The following is a 16980-nucleotide window of genomic DNA, read 5'->3' as shown; positions in this document are numbered from 1 at the left end:
CTTCCCCTTGATCATCGGGGAGGTGTTCGGGGCTTCGTCGGTCCGAGGGAAACTTGCCCTGACCTGCAAAAAGCCCTCCCAAAGGGGAGGGCGGAGACTTGCGCCCCCGGCAGGACTCGAACCTGCGGCCAAGCGCTTAGAAGGCGCCTGCTCTATCCACTGAGCTACGGGGGCCGGGTGTGGTGGCCGGTGTGCAGTGCCCGGGTGTGGGCCGATCCGTGACCTTGTCGGGGACAAGGATAGGGCTCCCGGGTCCTTGTCCCTGGCGCTTCGCCTCCGTGGCTCGATGTGGAGGTTCAGTGAAGCGGTCCTGATAATCGCAGGCAGGTACGAATCATGCACCGCTTTTGGCGCCCGGCGCCCCGGGTGTTGTGCACTCGTTATGCCTGTACCCCAGTCGCCCCTTCCACCCCGATGTGTCCTGTCGGCGCGCAGGCGTGGCCATATGCTTCAGAAAGCCTCCAAAATTGGGCATTCTTCGCATGTGGTGACCTTGGACGTACGGCCCCAGCTGCTCGACGCACTCTCCGCCCTGCGCGACCGTGTCGCCGCCGCACGCTTCCCGCTGCCCCTGGCGGGGGCTCCACGCGCGCGTGCCAACCGCGACGAACTGCTCGCACAGCTCAACGACTATCTGGTGCCCCGGTTGAGAGACCCCGAAGCGCCACTTCTGGCCGTGATCGGTGGATCCACCGGCGCGGGTAAATCCACCCTGGTCAACTCCCTCGTGGGACGCCGGGTCAGCGAGGCCGGGGTGCTCCGGCCGACGACCCGTACGCCGGTACTGGTGTGCCATCCGGAGGACCATCACTGGTTCAGCGGAATGCGGGTGCTGCCCGACCTCACACGTGTGTGGTTGCCCCACCAGGAGCCCGGCGACGACCTGGCCACACCCGTCGAGCGAGGCGAACGGGTGCTGCGGGTCGAGACCGTCGACACCCTCCCCCGCGGTCTCGCCCTGCTCGACGCCCCCGACGTCGACTCCCTGGTCGCCGACAACCGCGTACTCGCCGCGGAACTGATCAGCGCGGCCGACATCTGGGTCATGGTGACCACAGCCGCGCGATACGCCGATGCCGTGCCCTGGCACCTGTTGCGCACCGCCAAGGAGCACAGGGCGACCCTGGTCACCGTCCTCGACCGGGTGCCCCACCAGGTGGTGTCCGAGGTCTCGCGGCAGTACGGCGCGCTGCTGACCAAGGCCGGGCTCGGCGAGGTGCCCCGATTCACGGTGCCCGAGCTGCCCGAGTCGGCGTGGGGCGGCGGCCTGCTGCCCGCCTCCGCCGTCGCGCCGTTGCGTACGTGGCTCGTGCACCAGACGCAGGATCCCGGCGCCAGACGCCAGGCGATGGCCCGTACCGCGCATGGGGTCCTCGACTCCCTGAAGGTCCGGATGCCGGAACTGGCGAGCGCGGCCGCGGCACAGTACGCCGCCGCGCTGCGGCTCACCGCGGCCGTCGACGGTGCGTACGACAGGGAGCACGCGCGCGTGCAGGGGCGTTTGCAGGCCGGTGCCGTGCTCGCCGGGGACGCGCTCAAGCGGTGGCGCGCCTATCCGCTGGACTGCACCGCCGGCGAACTGCTCGACTCGCTCGTCGAGAGTCTTGCCGCCCTGATGCTGTGCACCGTCACGGCCGCCGACGAACGGGTGGACGAGGCGTGGCGACACGAACCGGCCGCGCGGGTGCCCGAGCTGACGGACCGTGATCCGGCCCTGGAAAGCCCCGAGCATCGGATCGGGGTCGCCGTACGACGGTGGCGGCGGGTCCTGGAGGAGTACGCCGAGGAAGAGGTCGGTCACCTCGACAAGAGCGCGGCCCCGGACGCCGAGACCGTCGCCGCGCTGGTCGCCACCACGCTCCTGGGCGGGCAGCGGGCGCAGACCGCGGGTGAGCAGCTCGCCGACCGGATCGGCGCACAGGGTGCCCTGCGACTGTGCGAACGGGGCGGAAACCTCCTCACGGAGTACCTCGACCAGACGCTGCACACCGAGCGCGAACGGCGCCTGGCCCCGCTCGACGCCCTCGACGTCCATCCGGAGCCCCAGTCCGAACTCATCGCCGCGCTGTCCGTAATGCAGAAGGAGAGGTGACCGCGATGACCGCCGTCACAGACCACACGGACCACTCGGATCACACAGATCGCTCAGATCGCTCAGATCGCTCAGATCATGCCGAACAGACTGATCGCGCCGACCACATCGACCGCACCGGAGACAGGCCCTCCGAAGACGGCGTGTCGGACCACGGCATGTCGGACCACGGCGTGTCCGAGCGAGACGCCGCTGCCCAGGACACCTCCACCCAGGGGGCAGCGGGCACCGGCGAGGTGATCGCGGCCAGGGATCCCGCGCCTGGGTCGTCCCGGCACGGCCACAAGGACCACGGGGGCCACGGAACCCATGAGCCGTACAAGACCGGCGAGGCTCATGAAACCCGTGAGACCCGTGAGGCCGCCGAGGCCGCCGAGAACCGTGCCCTGGACACCCCTCACCACGCCGACCACACACACCCGGAGCCCGACCCGGCACACACGCGCGTGCAGGACGAAGCCGCGCACGCGCGCGTGAAGGGCGACGGCACCCCCGTCCGTAGCGAACCCGAGTCCGTCTGGGACGACGGGCTGATCGCCCGCCGCGCGTCCGACGCTCCCAGCGGCCAGGAAACCCCGGCACCGGAGAACAGGACCGCCGCACAGGCCCCCCCGCCCCCTCTCGCGTACGACGGCCCCCTGCGCTCGCGCCTCGACGCGCTCCGGGAGCTGGTCGGGCTGTCACGCGCCCGTCTCGACGGCAGGACGCTCGCCGAGGCGGGCAGGGTTCTCGACGAGGCGGCCGCGCGGCGCAAGCTCTCCGGGCAGCACACCGTCGTCGCCATCGCCGGAGCCACCGGCAGCGGCAAGTCGCAGCTCTTCAACGCGCTGGCCGGGGTGACCATCTCCGAGACCGGTGTCCGCAGGCCGACCACCGCGGCACCCATCGCGTGCAGTTGGAGCGACGGCGCGGCGACGCTCATCGACCGGCTCGGCATCCCGGGGCGGCTGCGCAGGCGCCCTCTGCAGAGCCCGGAGGCGGAGGCCCAGTTGCACGGTCTCGTCCTGGTCGACCTGCCTGACCACGACTCCGCCGCCGTCCAGCACCGCGAACACGTGGACCGCATCCTGGCACTCGTCGACGCGGTCATCTGGGTCGTGGATCCCGAGAAGTACGCGGACGCCATGCTTCATGAACGCTATCTACGGCCCATGGCGGGACACGCGGAGGTCTCCTTCGTGGTCCTCAACCAAGTGGACCGGCTGCCCGGCGAGGCCGCCGACCAGGTCCTCGACGACCTGCGCAGGCTGCTCGACGAGGACGGGATCGCGCTGGGCGAGTACGGCGAACCGGGCGCGACCGTGCTCGCGCTGTCCGCGCTCACCGGGGACGGCATCGGAGAACTGCGGGAGGCACTCGGGCAGTTCGTGGCCGAGCGCGGCGCCGCCGCACGGCGCATTGCGGCCGATCTCGACGCGGCCGCCACTCGGCTGCGGCCGGTGTACGCGACCGGCCGGCACACGGGGCTCAGCGAGGAGGCGCGCGACGAGTTCTCGGACCGGCTGGCGGACTCGGTGGGTGCCACCGCGGCCGGCCAGGCGGCCGAGCGCGCGTGGCGCCGCAACGCCAACCGCGCCTGCGGCACCCCCTGGCTGCGGCTGTGGCACTGGTGCCAGGACCGGCGCGACCCGCCGACCGGACGGCACGCACTGCGGGTGCCCACCGACGAGGAGGCCACGGCCCGCCAGCGCGTCGAGCAGGCCGTCCGTACGGTGGCGGACCGGGCGGCCCATGGTCTCCCCGCGCCCTGGGCCATGGCGGTGCGTGAGGCGGCCGTACGCGGTGCGCAGGGGCTGCCGGAAGCTCTGGACGAGATGGCGACACGTGCCACGACTCCGGCGGGACGGCCGCCGCGGCCGGGCTGGTGGCCGGTCGCCGTTCTCGCCCAGGCGTCGATGACGATCCTTCAGATCGTGGGCGGGCTGTGGCTGCTGGGTCAGATCATCGGGTTCATGGCGCCGAACCTCTGGGTCCCGGTGCTGCTGATGGTGGCGGGCATCATCGGCGGTCCGTTCGTCGAATGGAGCAGCAGACTGGCGGCACGCGGGCCGGCCCGACGGTACGGACTCGACGCGGAACGACGATTGCGCGAGGCCGCCGCCGGGTGCGGGCGGGCGCGGGTCCTGGATCCGGTGGCCGCGGAGTTGCTGCGGTACCGGGAGGTACGGGAGCAGTTCGGACGGGTCACGGGGGCGACGGTCGGTTAGCCGGAGCCGGCTGCTCGCCCGTGGCCGGCCGGCCGGAGCAGGTCGCTTGTCCGGGCCGGTCGGTGAACAGAGACCGCCGGTGGACTGGGGACGCCACCGCGACCGAACACGCCGCACTCCCACGGGTGACGCGGTTGTCCACAATCCTCGGGCGGTGCACAGCGTCCAGCGGGCTCGGCCCGGCGAAGGCAGTCTGGATTCGCGGCGATCGCAGCGCATGCGATCGCCGGGACAGACACAGCCGTACGGGAGAGAGGTCCGGGCATGAACGAGACGATGGTCTGCGCGGTGGGCAACGTGGCGACACAGCCGGTGTACCGAGATCTGGCGAACGGAGCTTCGGCGAGGTTCCGCCTCGCGGTGACCGCGCGGTACTGGGACCGCGAGAAGAACACGTGGACGGACGGCCACACCAACTTCTTCACCGTGTGGGCCAATCGAGCGCTCGCCACCAACGTGGGGGCGTCCTTGTCGGTGGGTGATCCCGTCATCGTGCAGGGCAGGCTGAAGGTACGCACCGAGGTGCGCGAGGGGCAGAGCTGGACGTCGGCGGACATCGACGCGGTGGCGATCGGCCACGACCTCTCCCGCGGCACGTCGGCCTTCCGGCGCCCGCACAAGGAAGGTGACACATCGCCCGCCCCTCGGCCCGAGCCCAACTGGGAGACGGGGCCCGGCAGTCCGTCCGAGGCCGCTTCCCCTCGGCAGGCGGTACCGGCGGGGGTGACCTGAGACCGGATCGGGACGGTCGCGTGCGCGTCCGGACAGCGGACGCGGCGACGGTGCCGCCGCCGTGCGCATCCCGGTCACCGGACGGTCCGGCCGAACTGCGGCTTATCGACATATACATGAGACTTCGTCATGGAGTGCCTCTCCGGCACCGTCATGGATTTGTCGATAGGCGCAGCTCACAGCCTTGCTGACCGATAACGATTCCGATTCGGATCGGTTATCGGATGGAATGCCCGGGGAGCGTGGTGCGCCGCGTCCTTAGGATGCCGGGCATAGCTCACGGGGCTTCTGATTCTGCTGGCGGGACCATCCCCCATGTCAACGGGTCCTGCTCGAAGGGGAATTCTGTGTTTTCTGCGCTCTCCGCGCTCTCCGCGTTCTGTGCGTTCTCTCCGCTCTCCGCGGCGTCCACGGCGGCGGCGCGCAGGCGAGGGGCCGGCCGCCTCCTCGCCGCGACGGTGGTGTCAGGACTCGTCGCCGCCGGAGCGATGGTCACCGCGGGTACGGCCGTCGCGGACGAGGTCCCGCAGAGTCAGGGCGGCGCGACCGCGACCATCACCGGTCTGAAGACGTACGGGTCCGCGGTGATCCACGACAACGGCCAGGACCAGCAGGTGTCGGCGGGTCTGTTCGAGATGTCCGTCGACAACGGCGGCATGCTGCAGACCTACTGCATCGACCTCCACAACCCGACCCAGCGGGACGCCAAGTACCAGGAGACGTCCTGGAGCGGCACGTCGTTGAACGGCAACAAGGACGCGGGCCGCATCCGCTGGATCCTGCAGCACTCCTACCCGCAGGTGAACGACCTGGCGGCACTGGCCGGGAAGGCCGGCGCGAGCGGCCTCACCGAGCAGGACGCCGCGGCCGGCACACAGGTGGCCATCTGGCGGTACTCGGACGGTGCCGACGTGGACGCGGTGAACCCGCGGGCGGAGAAGCTCGCGGACTATCTGCAGAAGAGCGCGCGGAGCGTGCCGGAGCCCAAGGCCTCACTGACCCTCGATCCTCCCGCGATCGCCGGTCACGCCGGCGAGAAGGTGGGCCCGATCACGGTGCACACCGACGCGGACAGCGTGACGGTGACACCGCCCGCGGACGCCTTCGCGAGCGGCGTGAAGGTCGTCGACAAGGACGGCAGGCCGATCACCTCCGCGGCCAACGGCAGCCGGCTCTACTTCGATGTGTCGAAGGACGGCGCGGACGGCGCGGACGGCTCGGCGGCCCTGTCCGTGCAGGCGTCGACAACCGTGCCGGTCGGCCGGGCCTTCGCCTCGCAGACCCGCAGCCAGACGCAGATCCTGGCCGGCTCCAGCGAGTCGACGGTCTCCGCGACGGCGACGGCCACCTGGGCCGCGGAGGGCGCGATACCCGCGCTCTCCGCCGAGAAGAACTGCGCCGAGGGCGGTGTGGACGTCACGGCGGCCAACGCGGGCGACGCGCCGTTCACCTTCGAGCTGATGGATGGCGAGCACACTGTCGCGGCCGGCGAGTCCCTGACGGTGACGGTCCCACTGCGGGAGGACCAGGCATACGCCTTCGCGGTCACGGGCGCGAACGGCTTCGAGAAGCGGTTCACCGGCATGTTCGACTGCAAGACGCAGGGCAGCGCGAGCGACGTCACGACCCAGACGGTCGGTGAGCCCAGTCCGGCCGCGTTGGACGCCACCTCCACCGGGGGTACCGACCTCGCCGAGACAGGCGGCTCCACCGCGACCCCGATCATCGCGGGCACCGCCATCACCCTGGTCGTCGTGGGTGGCGGGATCATGTTGCTCCTCCGCCGGGAGAACACGCCGACGCGGGACTGAACAGGCGGCGGACAGGCACTGAGCGGCACTGCACCTTGGCAACTCAACAGCGAGTGACCGCGAGCACCGTGCCCTCGTGACCCCCGCGGCCCCGGCCCGCCCTCCAGGCGTCCGGGGCCACGTCCCTCTCCGGCCTCCATGCCGTCGCTCGCACACGGCAGGCGGCTCTGTCGGGACCCCTCCACCTCTCCGAAGACCGCACCCGTCAGGGCCCAGCCACCTCTCACGGCAGACCGCCCCCGTCAGGCCGCCGCGTCGACCAGCCCGCAGCGCTCGGCGTCCGACAGCGAGGCGATGAGCGAGGTACGGGCACGAGCCACGCGTGAGCGGACCGTGCCGACCGGGCAGTCGCTCACCAGGGCCGCCTCCGCGTAGGGCAGCCCGAGGAGTTGTGTCAGCACGAAGGCCTCCCGGCGCTCCTCGGACAGTCCGGCGAGCAGGTCGTCGAGCGCGACGCCTTCGTCGAAGCCCGGCAGGCCACGCGGCTGGGCGCGTTCGACGGCGAGTCGCCAGTCGTCGAGGTCGGCGGGCCGGGGCCGCGTGGCCGCGCTCCGGAAGCTGTCGATCACGGCACGGCGCGCGATGGCCAGCAGCCAGGCGCGGGCCGAGGAGCGGCCCTCGAAACGGTGCAGGCTGCCGAGGGCGCGCAGGAAGGTGTCCTGGGCCAGGTCGTCCGCGGTCTGTGGGTCCGCGCCGAGATAGGCGACGTAGCGGCGTACGTCTCGGTGGAGGGCGCGGACGAAATGGTCCACCGCTTCGGGGTCGCCGCCGCGGGCGGCCATCGCCCAGGCCGTCAACGAGGCGTCACGTGAGGTGGGCAGGGCAGGAGTCGTCACCTGGTGTCCTTCTCGGGTCATCCGGGATCCGGCCCCCTGACACGCAGATGGGCCGGGGGTCCGGTGAGGGAGACGGCCGCGCACGAAAGCGCGGCCGGGCCCGGGACGCACGATGGTCGCCCCGGGATACCGGCTGTCGTCAGACGACAGCGGTCCCGGCGGGCGGGCCCCGAGAAGTGATCGCGTGGACGAGAAGGAGCAGACGCGGAGCGCGCGCCGGGCGATGACGGCACAGGCGCGGGCCCGGACGGCCCACCGGGGCGGGCAGCGCGAGGAGCAACCGCAGTGGGGCGGCCAGCCGGGCCGCGAGGGCCCGCAGGATACGGAAGGCGGCGCGCTCTCCGTGCGCGAGCCAGAGGCCGCAGAGCAGGGCGGCCACCAGGTGGGCGGCGAACATGCCGAGCGAGGAGGCGCCGCCCTCCCCGTCACCCATGTGGTCCATGACCCCCATGACCCCCATGTTCATGGAGTCCATGTGAGCGGGCCCCATGGGCATCGCACCCATGGACATGGCGCCAGTGGACCTGAAGCCCATGGACATGGAGCCCATTCCCGGGGTGCTCGTCGTGTGGGCGGCGAATGCCGACGCCTGGGCGAGCGAGAACGCCGAGTGGAGTGCCGCCTGAGTGACCATCACCGTGGTGACGATCAGGGGCAGACCCCGCTCCCGGCCGGCCAGGCCCCACCCCGTGACGCCGATCACCACGACCGAGGCACCGAGGACCAGCGGAGGCACCTCGCCGCCGGACATCATCATGTGTCCCAGGGCGGCGAGCAGCACACAGACGGCGGCGAACACCGCTGCCCGTACCGTGCGCGAACACCACCCAGCTGTCATGGCGGCCTCATCCTCGCATCCGGGTGCCGGTCGTCACGGAGAGGTACGGAAATTTCGTACGCCCCGCTCATCCCCGGGCCAGGCTCCACTCATGCGGGGGCGGCCCGTGCCGGGGGGACGGACCTGGACGGACCTCAGCAGTCCAGGACCGTCCCTCCGGCACGGGCCGCCCCCGGTGATGCCGGTGGTACCGGACGGTCTCGTGCCCCTGAGCGGGCCTCTGTACCCCGAGCGGACCCCTGCGATCCTGGGCGCGCCACTGTGTGATCCTCGGCGGCCGACGGGGCGAGGACTGTCCGCTCGCCGAGTTACGAACCGGTGTTGCGGCCGCGTACGAGGGCGAACGCCGCCGCGCCCAGGCCGAGGACGCCCACGACCAGCCCGGCGATGCCCAGGCCTCGCGCCGTGGAGTCACTGCTCGACGCCGAACTCCCGGTCGCGGAGGCCGGAGCCGAGCTCGACGCCGACGACGTGTCAGAGCCCGAACCCGAGTCCGAACTCGACCCCGAATCCGCGGTCGAGCCCGCACCGGAGTCCGCGTCGGAACCGCTGTCCCCCGCCGCCTTGGCGGTGAGGGCGAGTACCGGTGCCGGGTTCTCCGGCTCCTCCCCGCCCTTCTGCGTCTCCTCGATCCAGCGGGCGACGTTGCCGTCCGAGTACGTCTGCAACGTCTTGAACGCCAACTGACCCGCGTCGTCGGGAAGTTGCCCGAAAGCGACGTCGAAGTCCTGGTACTGGCCGTGCCGGATCCGGCCGCCGGTCCAGGTGATCTCCGAGACGGCCTCGGTGATGGTGCCGTCGTCGGTCTTGACGGGGGTCTTGAGCTTCGTGGTCGTCACCTTCGCCGTCCAGCCACCCTGGGGGGTGACGAGCACTCCGAGGACCGGGTGGTCCGTCGGGAGGAAGACCTGCACCTTCGTGGTGCTGGCGGTGTCCTCCTCGTTGGGCACGCGGAAGGTCAGGACACCGTCCGTGGCTCCCTTGGCGTAGCTCTCGGGGTGGACGGTCACATGCGCGGAGGCGGCACCGGCGGCGGTCAGGATCCCGGCCGCGGTGAGGGCGGTGACGAGGCCGGCGCGGCGCAGGGTGGTGCGCATCGGGGACATCGGGGACATCGGCGGAACTCCGTACTGGTGGGATTGCGGTCAGGGCGCGTACGACAGCCGTGGCGGTGGTCCCCGGCGTGAGACCGCGTGCCGCAGCAGTACCTGCCGAAGCGGCCCGGGCGCGGCGGCGTTCGGGCAGACGACGTCCGGCCGGACCGGGCCGGCCGGCGGTCCCGTCCGCACCCGCAACCAGGCGGCGAGCCCTGGCACCAGGGCGACGGCATGGCGCAGCAGGCACCAGAACGCCGCTTCACCGCACCGCAGCCACCAGGTCGCCAGCACTGCGGCCGCCACATGGGCCGCCGTGGCGTGCGGAGTCATGGCGTGCAGGGTCATGGCGTGCGCATGCGGGTGCCCCATGGACATGCCTTGCATGTCCATCGTCATCCGCGGCCGGGCCGCCTCGAAGGCGAAGTGCAGTCCGGCCTGGGTGGCCAGCATCGCGCCGCCGATCCCGAGGAGTGAGCGTTCGCGCCCGCTCAGCAGACAACCGGCCGCGAACACGGCGAGGAATCCGGCGCCGTCCGCCCACAGCGGCGGTGCCTCCCCCGAAGCGAGCCCGTGACCGCCCGCGGCCAGCAGCACGCACAGCACGGCGAACACCGCCGCGCGCAGGCTCCGTACCTCTGGGGACGCACTCATGAAGCCCAGATACTGCCACGGGGAGCGAACGGCCGTCGTGGCTTCCCCTTCAGTCACCTCCCGCGGGGGCTCCGCGGTGGCCTCCGAACGCCTCTCGGCTAGGCTCCGGTCGAGCCTGGGAGGGACCTGACATGCGACTTCGCTGCGCTGTGCTCGACGACTACCAGGGAGTGGCGACCGAGATCGTCGACTGGTCGCCGGTCGCGGACGACGTCGAGGTGGCCGGGTTCCGCGAACACCTCGCCGACGAGGACGCGCTGGCCGCCGCGCTCGCGGACTTCGACATCGTCGTGACCCTGCGCGAGCGGGTGCCCTTCCCCGCCTCGTTGCTGGCCCGGCTGCCCCGCTTGAAGCTGCTGATCGCCTCCGGGATGCGCAACACGGTGATCGACTACGCGGCCGCCGAGGCGCACGGGGTGACCGTGTGCGGCACTCCGAGTTCCTCGACGCCCCCGGTCGAGCTGACGTGGGCGCTGCTGCTGGGTCTCGCGCGGGGGCTCGTCGAGGAGAACGGCGCGTTGCGGGCGGGCGGCTCCTGGCAGAGCACCGTGGGCGCCGATCTGCACGGACGCCGGCTGGGTCTGCTCGGGCTCGGGAAGATCGGCGGCAGGGTGGCGCGGGTGGGCCTCGCGTTCGGGATGCGGGTCGGCGCGTGGAGCCGGAACCTCACGGAGGAGCGCGCCACGGAGGTCGGGGTGGAACGGGTGGACTCGAAGGAGGAGTTGCTCGCGGGCAGCGACTTCGTCTCCGTGCACCTCGCACTGGGGGAGAGCACCCGCGGCCTGGTGGGCGCCGCCGAACTGGCCCTCCTCAAACCGACCGCCTATCTCGTCAACACCTCGCGCGCGGCGATCGTCGACCAGGACGCGCTGCTCATGGCCCTGCGCGAGGGGCGGATCGCGGGGGCCGGTGTGGACGTGTTCGAAGTCGAGCCCCTTCCCGCCGACCACCCCATGCGCACGGCGCCGCGTCTTCTCGCCACTCCCCATCTGGGCTATGTGTCGCGAGCCAACTACGAGACGTACTACGGCGGGGCGGTCGAGGACATCCGGGCCTTCCTCGCGGGCAGGCCCGTGCGCCTCCTCGGCTGAGGCCGCAGCCGCGGCCGCATCGGACCGGACCGGACCAAACAGGACCTGGACCGGACCAAACAGGATCGGACCTGGACCAGACCCTGCCACTGCCACTGCCCTAGCCCCAGCCCCAGCCCCAGCCCCAGCCCCAGCCCCTGAATCGTCGGTTCAGACCTGTGCCGGCCGCCAGTAGAAGCCGTTCTGCCGGGTCAGATGGCGCAGGTCCACGAGGTGACGCCGCAGGGTCACATGGTCGACCGGCGCGTCCTCGCACCAGGCGCGCAGCTTCTCGTTGACGGTCCGCTCGGGGTACTCGACGCCCGGTTCGAAGGTCTGCTCGGCGATGTGCCGGAGTACGACCAGCTTGCGCTGCCACTGGGCGGGCAGCCGGACCAGGCGCCCGCCGCGTACGAAGGTCCGCAGGACGGCCTCGGTCCGCTCGTCCTCGGAGCCGTGGGTCTCCGCAGGCGTCCGTGTGCCGCGTGCGAACTGCCTGAAGTGGCCGTAGGCGACGGCCAGTCCCCCGTCGTCGGTGATGACGTCCTGGCTCAGGAGCCGGCGCAGTGCCGTGGTCGCGTCCCTCGGGGAGAGTCCCGCCCGCTCCATGACCTTCGTGGGCGTGTCCGCGCCGAGGGCCACAGCGGCGAAGGCGCGGACCCGGGTCTCCTCGGCGAACAGCCCGGCCAACGGGTCGACCGGCGTCTCGATCGGCGGATCGAGCGGCGGGTTGGTCGGCGGATCGACCGGCGGGTTGGTCGATGAAGAGGTCGACAAGTCGGTAGGCATGCCCGGCAGGCTAATTGAGGGCGCGGTGCGGGCCGTAGTGATTTTCCGCCCGCGACACCTGCCCGCGACGCCCGCCCGGGCACGTCTCGGCGGCGAGCGGCCGGTGCGGGACGGGAGATCCCCCGGCGTACGCCGTGACCGGCCGTGGGCGGGCGCGTTGAAGGGGGAGTGCGGTCGCGCTCGAGCAGCCGCGCTCACCGATCCAAAGGAGAAACGTGATGTCTCGCATCGCGAAGGCAACCGGTGTCGTTCTGGGCACGGGCGCCGTGGTCCTCGGCGGGGCAGGTCTTGCCATGGCGGACGCGGGGGCCCAGGGTGCGGCCATCGGCTCCCCCGGCGTCCTTTCGGGCAACGTCATCCAGGTCCCGGTCAACGTGCCGGTCAACCTCTGCGGCAACACCATCAACGTCGTCGGTCTGCTGAACCCGGCCTTCGGCAACACCTGCGCCAACCTCGGCGGCTCCCCCATCACGGGCACCCCCGGCCCGAGCAGCTCCGACTCCGGCTACGGCAACTGACCGTCGTACGGACGAGGAAGGCCCCCGCAGCATGTGCTGCCGGGGGCCTCGCCATGACCGGGACGACGCCGCTTCCCACGCGAGCGGACAGCGGCGGGGGCTACGCGTACCGGTAGATCCGGCTGTGGTCCTCCAGTTCGTCCGGCGTGACGTCCCAGGGAGGCATCCGCTCATGCCGGGCGACGATCCGTCCGTGCTGGTCGTTGCCGGGGCCCGGCGGCCGGGCGGGCAGGTAGCGGGCACCGCGATGGCGTTGCCGCCAGCGGGACCACTGGAGGTCCACGAAGGCGTGGTGCAGCCAGAAGACGGGATCGTTGACCGAGGCGCCGCCGAGCATGACGCCGCCGACCCAGCGGTGGACCCGGTTGTGGTTGCGCCAGGCCACGCTGCCGGACCCGCGTCCCCACCCTTCGAGCTTGTTGCGGAAGCCCTTGGCGGACGTGGAGTTCCAGGGGGCGGTGTCGTAGACGGGGTCGGCGAGGGCCGAGTCCAGTTCACGCTTCGTGGGCAGCTCGAACGGGTTCTGCCGGCGCCCTAAGTCGCGGGTGAGGTAGGCGCCGTCGGTCACCCCCTCCTTGATCGTCCACTTCCCGTGGGCGTAGGCGAAGGGCCCGGTCATGACCTGGCGGTCGGAGCGCCGCCCGTTGCCTCCGAGCAGGTCCGCGGTCCAGGGCACGGAGGACGGCTTCCGCTCCCGCGTCCAGTCCCAGTAGGGCACGCTCACCGCGGAGTCCACGCGGCGAAGCGCCCGCTCCAGCTCCAGCAGGAACCGCCGGTGCCAGGGCAGGAAGGAGGGCGCCATGTGGGCCGAGCGCAGGCCCCGGTCGCCGTCCGCCACGTAGTACTCGATGTGCATCCGCACGAAATCGTCGTACTCGCCCCGGCGTTTGATCTCCAGCATCGCGGCGACGAACCGGCGACGCTCCGCGCCCGTCAGTTCGCTGACGTTCCTACGCGTGTACGCCATGGTGGCCGCTCCCCTCCGCCTCCACGCCGCGAAGCTGCTCCGAGGGGCCCAGCTCGTCGACCGCCGCACGCGCGGCCGCCAGCGCGGTCGGATACGACTGGTAGTGGTCCACCATGCTCAGATAACTGCCGTCCGCGCGGCGCATCAGGTGCAGCGGCCGGCCGTCCACGGTGACCTGCCACTCACCGCCGCCGGCCTCGGCACGGCCGCCCGCTCCGGTCCTGGCGCCCAGGATGTGGCGGCCGTGGTACACCTCGTCGAACGAGAGGTCGTCGGGGCTGGGCAGGTGCGGGGGCCACGACGCGGTGACGACGGGGGCCAGCACCGCGGCGGCCGCCGACGCCAGCAGACCGTGCATCACGCCCCTCCGGGTCACCGGCACTCTGCTCGACACTCTGCTGCTGACGGACATGGTTCTCTCCTCGGCGGATTCGGTCGGATGAAGCGGCGGTGATCCACACGGCCCACGGCTCGTGGTGCGGTTACGTTCCCGTTCCCGTTCCCGTTCCCATGCCCATGCCCATGCCCATGCCCGTGCCCAGGCCGGCCTCCGGCGCCGTCTTCGGCGCCGTCTTCGGCGGCGGTGTGAGGACGGCGTCCTGAAGGAGCTTCGGGTCGGGCATGCCGAGGTGTTCGGGGTTCGGCGCGGTGAGCGGGGCGTCCAGGGAGAGTCCGGGGGGCGGGGTCGCCAGGTCGGCCGCGGACGCGTCGAGCCCGAGGTGACCGAAACCCTTCCCGGGGACGTGCGGCAGGGTCGTCCGTACGTCCGCCCCCGGCGGCCCGGCGCTGACGGGCAGTTGTGGCACGGCCCCGGCCGGGAGCAGCCGGCCCCCCACGTACCGCGGCCCTTCGGGACTGCCCGGCATGGGCACCGGCGGTTGCCCGGCGATCTCGGGCGCGGGCAGGTTGAGGCCCCGTTCCGCACCGTCCAGGGGTGCGGGGACAGGAACCGTCCGGGCGGCCACGACCGGGGTCGCGGCGGCGGCGCCGATCACTGCCCCGACACCGGTCACGACGACGGCGAGAGTTCCTCGAGCGGTCGGCTTCATCCCAGGTACGGTCCCTTTCAGGATTCGGGGAATCCGGGTCCGTACCGGGTAACGACCCCACGGACCCCGCGGACGCGTTCCTCTCGGGATTCCCCCGGCGGCCTCAATGATCAGCTCGTCCAGAAATCCCACCACCGGGTCAGGATCAGCATGCCGATGACGCCGACGTGCAGCAGGGGAAAGACCCAGGTGAATTCACCCAGGAATCCCCTCAGCCATTGAGGTGCGGGCAGGAAATCATTTCGTACGTTGAATGAGGTCACGTACCAGAACATGATGATCGTGGCGACCCAGGCCAGCGAGCACCACAGGCACAGCGAGTTGATGCGGTACAGCGACTGGAACTGCAGCCAGGTGCAGAATCCGACGCCGAAGAGGGTGCCGGCGTTGAAGGTCAGCCAGTACCAGCGCGGGAAGGCGGCCCGCGCCAGCAGGCTGACCCCGACGCAGATCACGATGCCGTACGCCACCAGGCCCAGCATCGGGTTGGGGAACCCGAAGGCCGAGGCCTGCGCGCTCTTCATGATGTTGCCGCAGGAGACGACCGGGTTCAGGCTGCACCCCGGCACGAAGTTCGGGTTCTCCAGCAGCTTGAACTTGTCGATCGTGATGACCCACGCGGCGAGCAGACCGGCCGCACCGGTGATCACCAGCAACAGGGCGAGCGCACGGCTGCCCCCCGCGGTCCGGGGCATCAGCCGCGCAGGCTGCGCGCGGGCAATAGCACGTGCGCCGCGCTGAGCAGGGTTTCCTCGTCACCCGCGAACGCGCTCAGGCTCTCGGGGGCGACGGGCCTGCCCGGCTCCGCCTCGGGCCAGGCCCGGGTGGCGAACAGGAAATAGGCGTAGCCGCGTTCACCGACCGCTGCGAGCCACTCCGGTGGTACGACGCACTGGGCGTTGAGGTACGGCATGGTGACGACGGCCTGGCCGGCCTCGACGAGAAGGGTGAGCGGCAGGCTCGGCTGCCGGGATCCGTCGAGGAGCGTGTCGCCGATGGGCAGACCGTTGTTGCGCAGCAGTTCCTCGATGGCGACCGTGGAGGCGCCGGGGCCGCCCTCTCCGTCGCCCAGGGAATAGGCGAGGAGATAAGGCATGTCTCCGTCAGGGGCTTCACCACTGAAAGCCATGACGGCGAGCGTGCCGAGATCGGCGGCCCGGAAAGGACGCGTTTCGCTTGAGGTTGAGGTCACCGCGGAACCTTATCGACGCACCCGAACGGACCTGACGCTTTCTCACTCGACCGGGCGACAAGCGGGTGGGCGACCACACGAAAGAGGGACGCGCCTCGAACACACCGGGAGCCGCTCCATTCGAAAGGGCCGGATCCGCGGGGCACGGAGCCGGCCCTCCCCCATTCCGACGGCCTCCGCCCTCGGACGCGCGACGTCCGCCGTGCGCGCGGGGTGTCACTGGTTGGCGCAGGTGTTCCCGAACGCCGGGTTCAGCGGGCCGACGACGTCGGCCGTGGTGCCGCAGAGGTTCACCGGAACATTCACGGGGTCCTGCATGACGTTGCCGGAGGCCACACCGGGGACTCGACTACAGCGCTCTCCGTCCCGGCGTCGGCGACGGCGCCGCCGGCCGCCGTATCCGTGGCCATCGCGGCGGCGTCGAGCAGGAGAGCGACTTTCTTGGCGGTGTTCATCGTCCGTCCTTTTCCTTGGCGATGTGCCGCAGTCCAGGGATACGCCCGCAGGACTTCCGGAAAGGACGCGCGCCGAGTGAATGGATCAGCTCTGGAGCGGAAGTCCGCCGAGCAGCTGGGCGGGGCCGCCGGCCGAGTTGAGCGTCTTCGTCGCGCCGTTCAGGGAGTTGAGGACAGAGCCCTTTTTCTCGGTGTCGAGCGTGTCCGACTGGTGCTGCAGGGGCTGCACGTCCTTCAGGCTGAGCGAGCGCTGGCTGGTGACGGTCTCCAGCGCGCCGTTGAGGCTGGTGGGCGTGAGGTCGGAGGCCCCGGCGGCAAAGGCGGGCGCGGCGGCACCAGCGATGACCATGGACCCGGCGACGACAGCGGCGGCCTTCAGGGACTTCATCGTGTTCCTTTCTTCGGCAACTCGCGTCACCGGCGGGAGTTTTTCACTGCGCCCTGACTAACGAGCCCCGCACGGTACGGAAACCCCGTGTGCAGAAGATTCCCGCACCCCACCCGAACACCCCACCCGGGAACGGCGCATCGCATTCTCATACAAGAGCCGCCGATAAACCGCCGACGCGAGAAAACCGTCGTGGCGGCCGCGGGTGGGGGGCGAACTGCGGGTCCTGCCGCGGCGGGCCGGACACCACCCCCACCCCGCCCACGGAGGCGCCCACGACTGAACCCC

Annotated in this window: 17 protein-coding genes, 1 tRNA gene and 1 pseudogene; 6 read left to right on the top strand and 13 right to left on the bottom strand. The window is 71.3% G+C overall.

All coding sequences use genetic code 11. From position 1 onward, the window contains the following. Positions 1-101: 101 nt before the first annotated feature. Positions 102-174 (bottom strand) — tRNA-Arg (locus ABZV34_RS02660). Between the two features lie 310 nt (positions 175-484). Here ABZV34_RS02660 and ABZV34_RS02655 point away from each other — a divergent pair. From ABZV34_RS02655 to ABZV34_RS02640, 4 genes are all read left to right on the top strand, one after another. Then, positions 485-2092 carry a dynamin family protein gene (locus tag ABZV34_RS02655; protein WP_356270773.1) on the top strand — a complete coding sequence of 536 codons (1608 nt, stop codon included), beginning with the start codon at positions 485-487 and terminating at the stop codon, positions 2090-2092. A 5-nt stretch (positions 2093-2097) separates the two neighbouring features. Beyond that, positions 2098-4299, top strand: coding sequence for a YfjP family GTPase (locus ABZV34_RS02650; protein WP_356270771.1), 2202 nt, complete (start codon positions 2098-2100; stop codon positions 4297-4299). A 264-nt stretch (positions 4300-4563) separates the two neighbouring features. Further along, positions 4564-5031: a single-stranded DNA-binding protein gene (locus ABZV34_RS02645; RefSeq protein WP_356270769.1), complete on the top strand. Its 468-nt coding sequence runs from the start codon at positions 4564-4566 to the stop codon at positions 5029-5031. Between the two features lie 347 nt (positions 5032-5378). After that, positions 5379-6842: a Cys-Gln thioester bond-forming surface protein gene (locus ABZV34_RS02640; protein ID WP_356270767.1), complete on the top strand. Its 1464-nt coding sequence runs from the start codon at positions 5379-5381 to the stop codon at positions 6840-6842. Between the two features lie 242 nt (positions 6843-7084). Here the strand turns inward: ABZV34_RS02640 and ABZV34_RS02635 are convergent, their stop codons facing one another. From ABZV34_RS02635 to ABZV34_RS02620, 4 genes are all read right to left on the bottom strand, one after another. Beyond that, on the bottom strand, positions 7085-7699 hold the full coding sequence (locus ABZV34_RS02635) for a sigma-70 family RNA polymerase sigma factor (RefSeq protein ID WP_356270765.1): 615 nt from the start codon (positions 7697-7699) through the stop codon (positions 7085-7087). Positions 7700-7817: 118 nt separating this feature from the next. Beyond that, positions 7818-8516, bottom strand: coding sequence for a hypothetical protein (locus tag ABZV34_RS02630; protein WP_356270764.1), 699 nt, complete (start codon positions 8514-8516; stop codon positions 7818-7820). Between the two features lie 308 nt (positions 8517-8824). Beyond that, positions 8825-9622, bottom strand: coding sequence for a YcnI family protein (locus tag ABZV34_RS02625; RefSeq protein ID WP_356271228.1), 798 nt, complete (start codon positions 9620-9622; stop codon positions 8825-8827). 39 nt (positions 9623-9661) lie between these two features. Next, entirely contained in the window at positions 9662-10264 is a 603-nt protein-coding gene (locus ABZV34_RS02620; RefSeq protein ID WP_356270762.1) for a hypothetical protein, read from the bottom strand. A 131-nt stretch (positions 10265-10395) separates the two neighbouring features. Here ABZV34_RS02620 and ABZV34_RS02615 point away from each other — a divergent pair, with 131 nt between their 5' ends. Further along, entirely contained in the window at positions 10396-11355 is a 960-nt protein-coding gene (locus tag ABZV34_RS02615; RefSeq protein WP_356270760.1) for a D-2-hydroxyacid dehydrogenase family protein, read from the top strand. A 150-nt stretch (positions 11356-11505) separates the two neighbouring features. Here the strand turns inward: ABZV34_RS02615 and ABZV34_RS02610 are convergent, their stop codons facing one another. Beyond that, the gene (locus tag ABZV34_RS02610; protein ID WP_356270759.1) at positions 11506-12123 is read right to left on the bottom strand and encodes a DUF2087 domain-containing protein; all 618 of its coding nucleotides are present in this window, start codon (positions 12121-12123) and stop codon (positions 11506-11508) included. Positions 12124-12341: 218 nt separating this feature from the next. On the opposite strand from ABZV34_RS02610, the gene ABZV34_RS02605 reads away from it, so the two are divergent. Beyond that, positions 12342-12641 (top strand): chaplin, encoded by a 300-nt coding sequence (locus ABZV34_RS02605; protein ID WP_356270757.1) that lies wholly within the window; start codon positions 12342-12344, stop codon positions 12639-12641. 100 nt (positions 12642-12741) lie between these two features. Here ABZV34_RS02605 and ABZV34_RS02600 read toward each other — a convergent pair whose 3' ends face one another. From ABZV34_RS02600 to ABZV34_RS02570, 7 genes and pseudogenes are all read right to left on the bottom strand, one after another. Next, complete coding sequence (locus ABZV34_RS02600; RefSeq protein WP_356270755.1) at positions 12742-13608, bottom strand: tyrosinase family protein; 867 nt, start codon at positions 13606-13608, stop codon at positions 12742-12744. Continuing rightward, positions 13592-14020, bottom strand: a complete 429-nt coding sequence (locus ABZV34_RS02595; RefSeq protein WP_356270753.1) for a tyrosinase family oxidase copper chaperone — start codon at positions 14018-14020, stop codon at positions 13592-13594. The genes ABZV34_RS02600 and ABZV34_RS02595 overlap by 17 nt, the downstream gene beginning before the upstream one ends. A gap of 70 nt (positions 14021-14090) precedes the next feature. Continuing rightward, the gene (locus tag ABZV34_RS02590) at positions 14091-14657 is read right to left on the bottom strand and encodes a hypothetical protein (RefSeq protein WP_356270752.1); all 567 of its coding nucleotides are present in this window, start codon (positions 14655-14657) and stop codon (positions 14091-14093) included. A gap of 110 nt (positions 14658-14767) precedes the next feature. Continuing rightward, entirely contained in the window at positions 14768-15352 is a 585-nt protein-coding gene (locus ABZV34_RS02585; RefSeq protein WP_356270750.1) for a vitamin K epoxide reductase family protein, read from the bottom strand. Beyond that, entirely contained in the window at positions 15352-15849 is a 498-nt protein-coding gene (locus ABZV34_RS02580) for a DUF5949 family protein (protein ID WP_356270748.1), read from the bottom strand. Before ABZV34_RS02580 ends, ABZV34_RS02585 begins: the two co-directional genes overlap by 1 nt. Positions 15850-16065: 216 nt before the next feature. Then, a pseudogene (locus ABZV34_RS02575) lies at positions 16066-16259 on the bottom strand (chaplin). Positions 16260-16389: 130 nt separating this feature from the next. Continuing rightward, positions 16390-16692, bottom strand: a complete 303-nt coding sequence (locus ABZV34_RS02570) for a hypothetical protein (protein WP_356270746.1) — start codon at positions 16690-16692, stop codon at positions 16390-16392. Positions 16693-16980: the final 288 nt, after the last annotated feature.

This window comes from Streptomyces sp. NPDC005195, assembly GCF_040608315.1.
In the GTDB taxonomy this organism is placed as follows: domain Bacteria; phylum Actinomycetota; class Actinomycetes; order Streptomycetales; family Streptomycetaceae; genus Streptomyces; species Streptomyces kaempferi.
The sequence above is the reverse complement of the archived record's forward strand: the minus strand, read 5'-3'. Positions and strand labels throughout refer to the sequence as shown.

What these genes read in the sequence shown, in the direction of transcription:
- ABZV34_RS02590 (WP_356270752.1), bottom strand. Translation starts at nt 14,657, where the DNA reads ATGAAGCCGACCGCTCGAGGAACTCTCGCCGTCGTCGTGACCGGTGTC.
- ABZV34_RS02650 (WP_356270771.1), top strand. Translation starts at nt 2,098, where the DNA reads ATGACCGCCGTCACAGACCACACGGACCACTCGGATCACACAGATCGC.
- ABZV34_RS02605 (WP_356270757.1), top strand. Translation starts at nt 12,342, where the DNA reads ATGTCTCGCATCGCGAAGGCAACCGGTGTCGTTCTGGGCACGGGCGCC.
- ABZV34_RS02630 (WP_356270764.1), bottom strand. Translation starts at nt 8,516, where the DNA reads ATGACAGCTGGGTGGTGTTCGCGCACGGTACGGGCAGCGGTGTTCGCC.
- ABZV34_RS02610 (WP_356270759.1), bottom strand. Translation starts at nt 12,123, where the DNA reads ATGCCTACCGACTTGTCGACCTCTTCATCGACCAACCCGCCGGTCGAT.
- ABZV34_RS02600 (WP_356270755.1), bottom strand. Translation starts at nt 13,608, where the DNA reads ATGGCGTACACGCGTAGGAACGTCAGCGAACTGACGGGCGCGGAGCGT.
- ABZV34_RS02645 (WP_356270769.1), top strand. Translation starts at nt 4,564, where the DNA reads ATGAACGAGACGATGGTCTGCGCGGTGGGCAACGTGGCGACACAGCCG.
- ABZV34_RS02620 (WP_356270762.1), bottom strand. Translation starts at nt 10,264, where the DNA reads ATGAGTGCGTCCCCAGAGGTACGGAGCCTGCGCGCGGCGGTGTTCGCC.
- ABZV34_RS02595 (WP_356270753.1), bottom strand. Translation starts at nt 14,020, where the DNA reads ATGTCCGTCAGCAGCAGAGTGTCGAGCAGAGTGCCGGTGACCCGGAGG.
- ABZV34_RS02615 (WP_356270760.1), top strand. Translation starts at nt 10,396, where the DNA reads ATGCGACTTCGCTGCGCTGTGCTCGACGACTACCAGGGAGTGGCGACC.
- ABZV34_RS02635 (WP_356270765.1), bottom strand. Translation starts at nt 7,699, where the DNA reads ATGACCCGAGAAGGACACCAGGTGACGACTCCTGCCCTGCCCACCTCA.
- ABZV34_RS02570 (WP_356270746.1), bottom strand. Translation starts at nt 16,692, where the DNA reads ATGAAGTCCCTGAAGGCCGCCGCTGTCGTCGCCGGGTCCATGGTCATC.
- ABZV34_RS02625 (WP_356271228.1), bottom strand. Translation starts at nt 9,622, where the DNA reads ATGTCCCCGATGCGCACCACCCTGCGCCGCGCCGGCCTCGTCACCGCC.
- ABZV34_RS02585 (WP_356270750.1), bottom strand. Translation starts at nt 15,352, where the DNA reads ATGCCCCGGACCGCGGGGGGCAGCCGTGCGCTCGCCCTGTTGCTGGTG.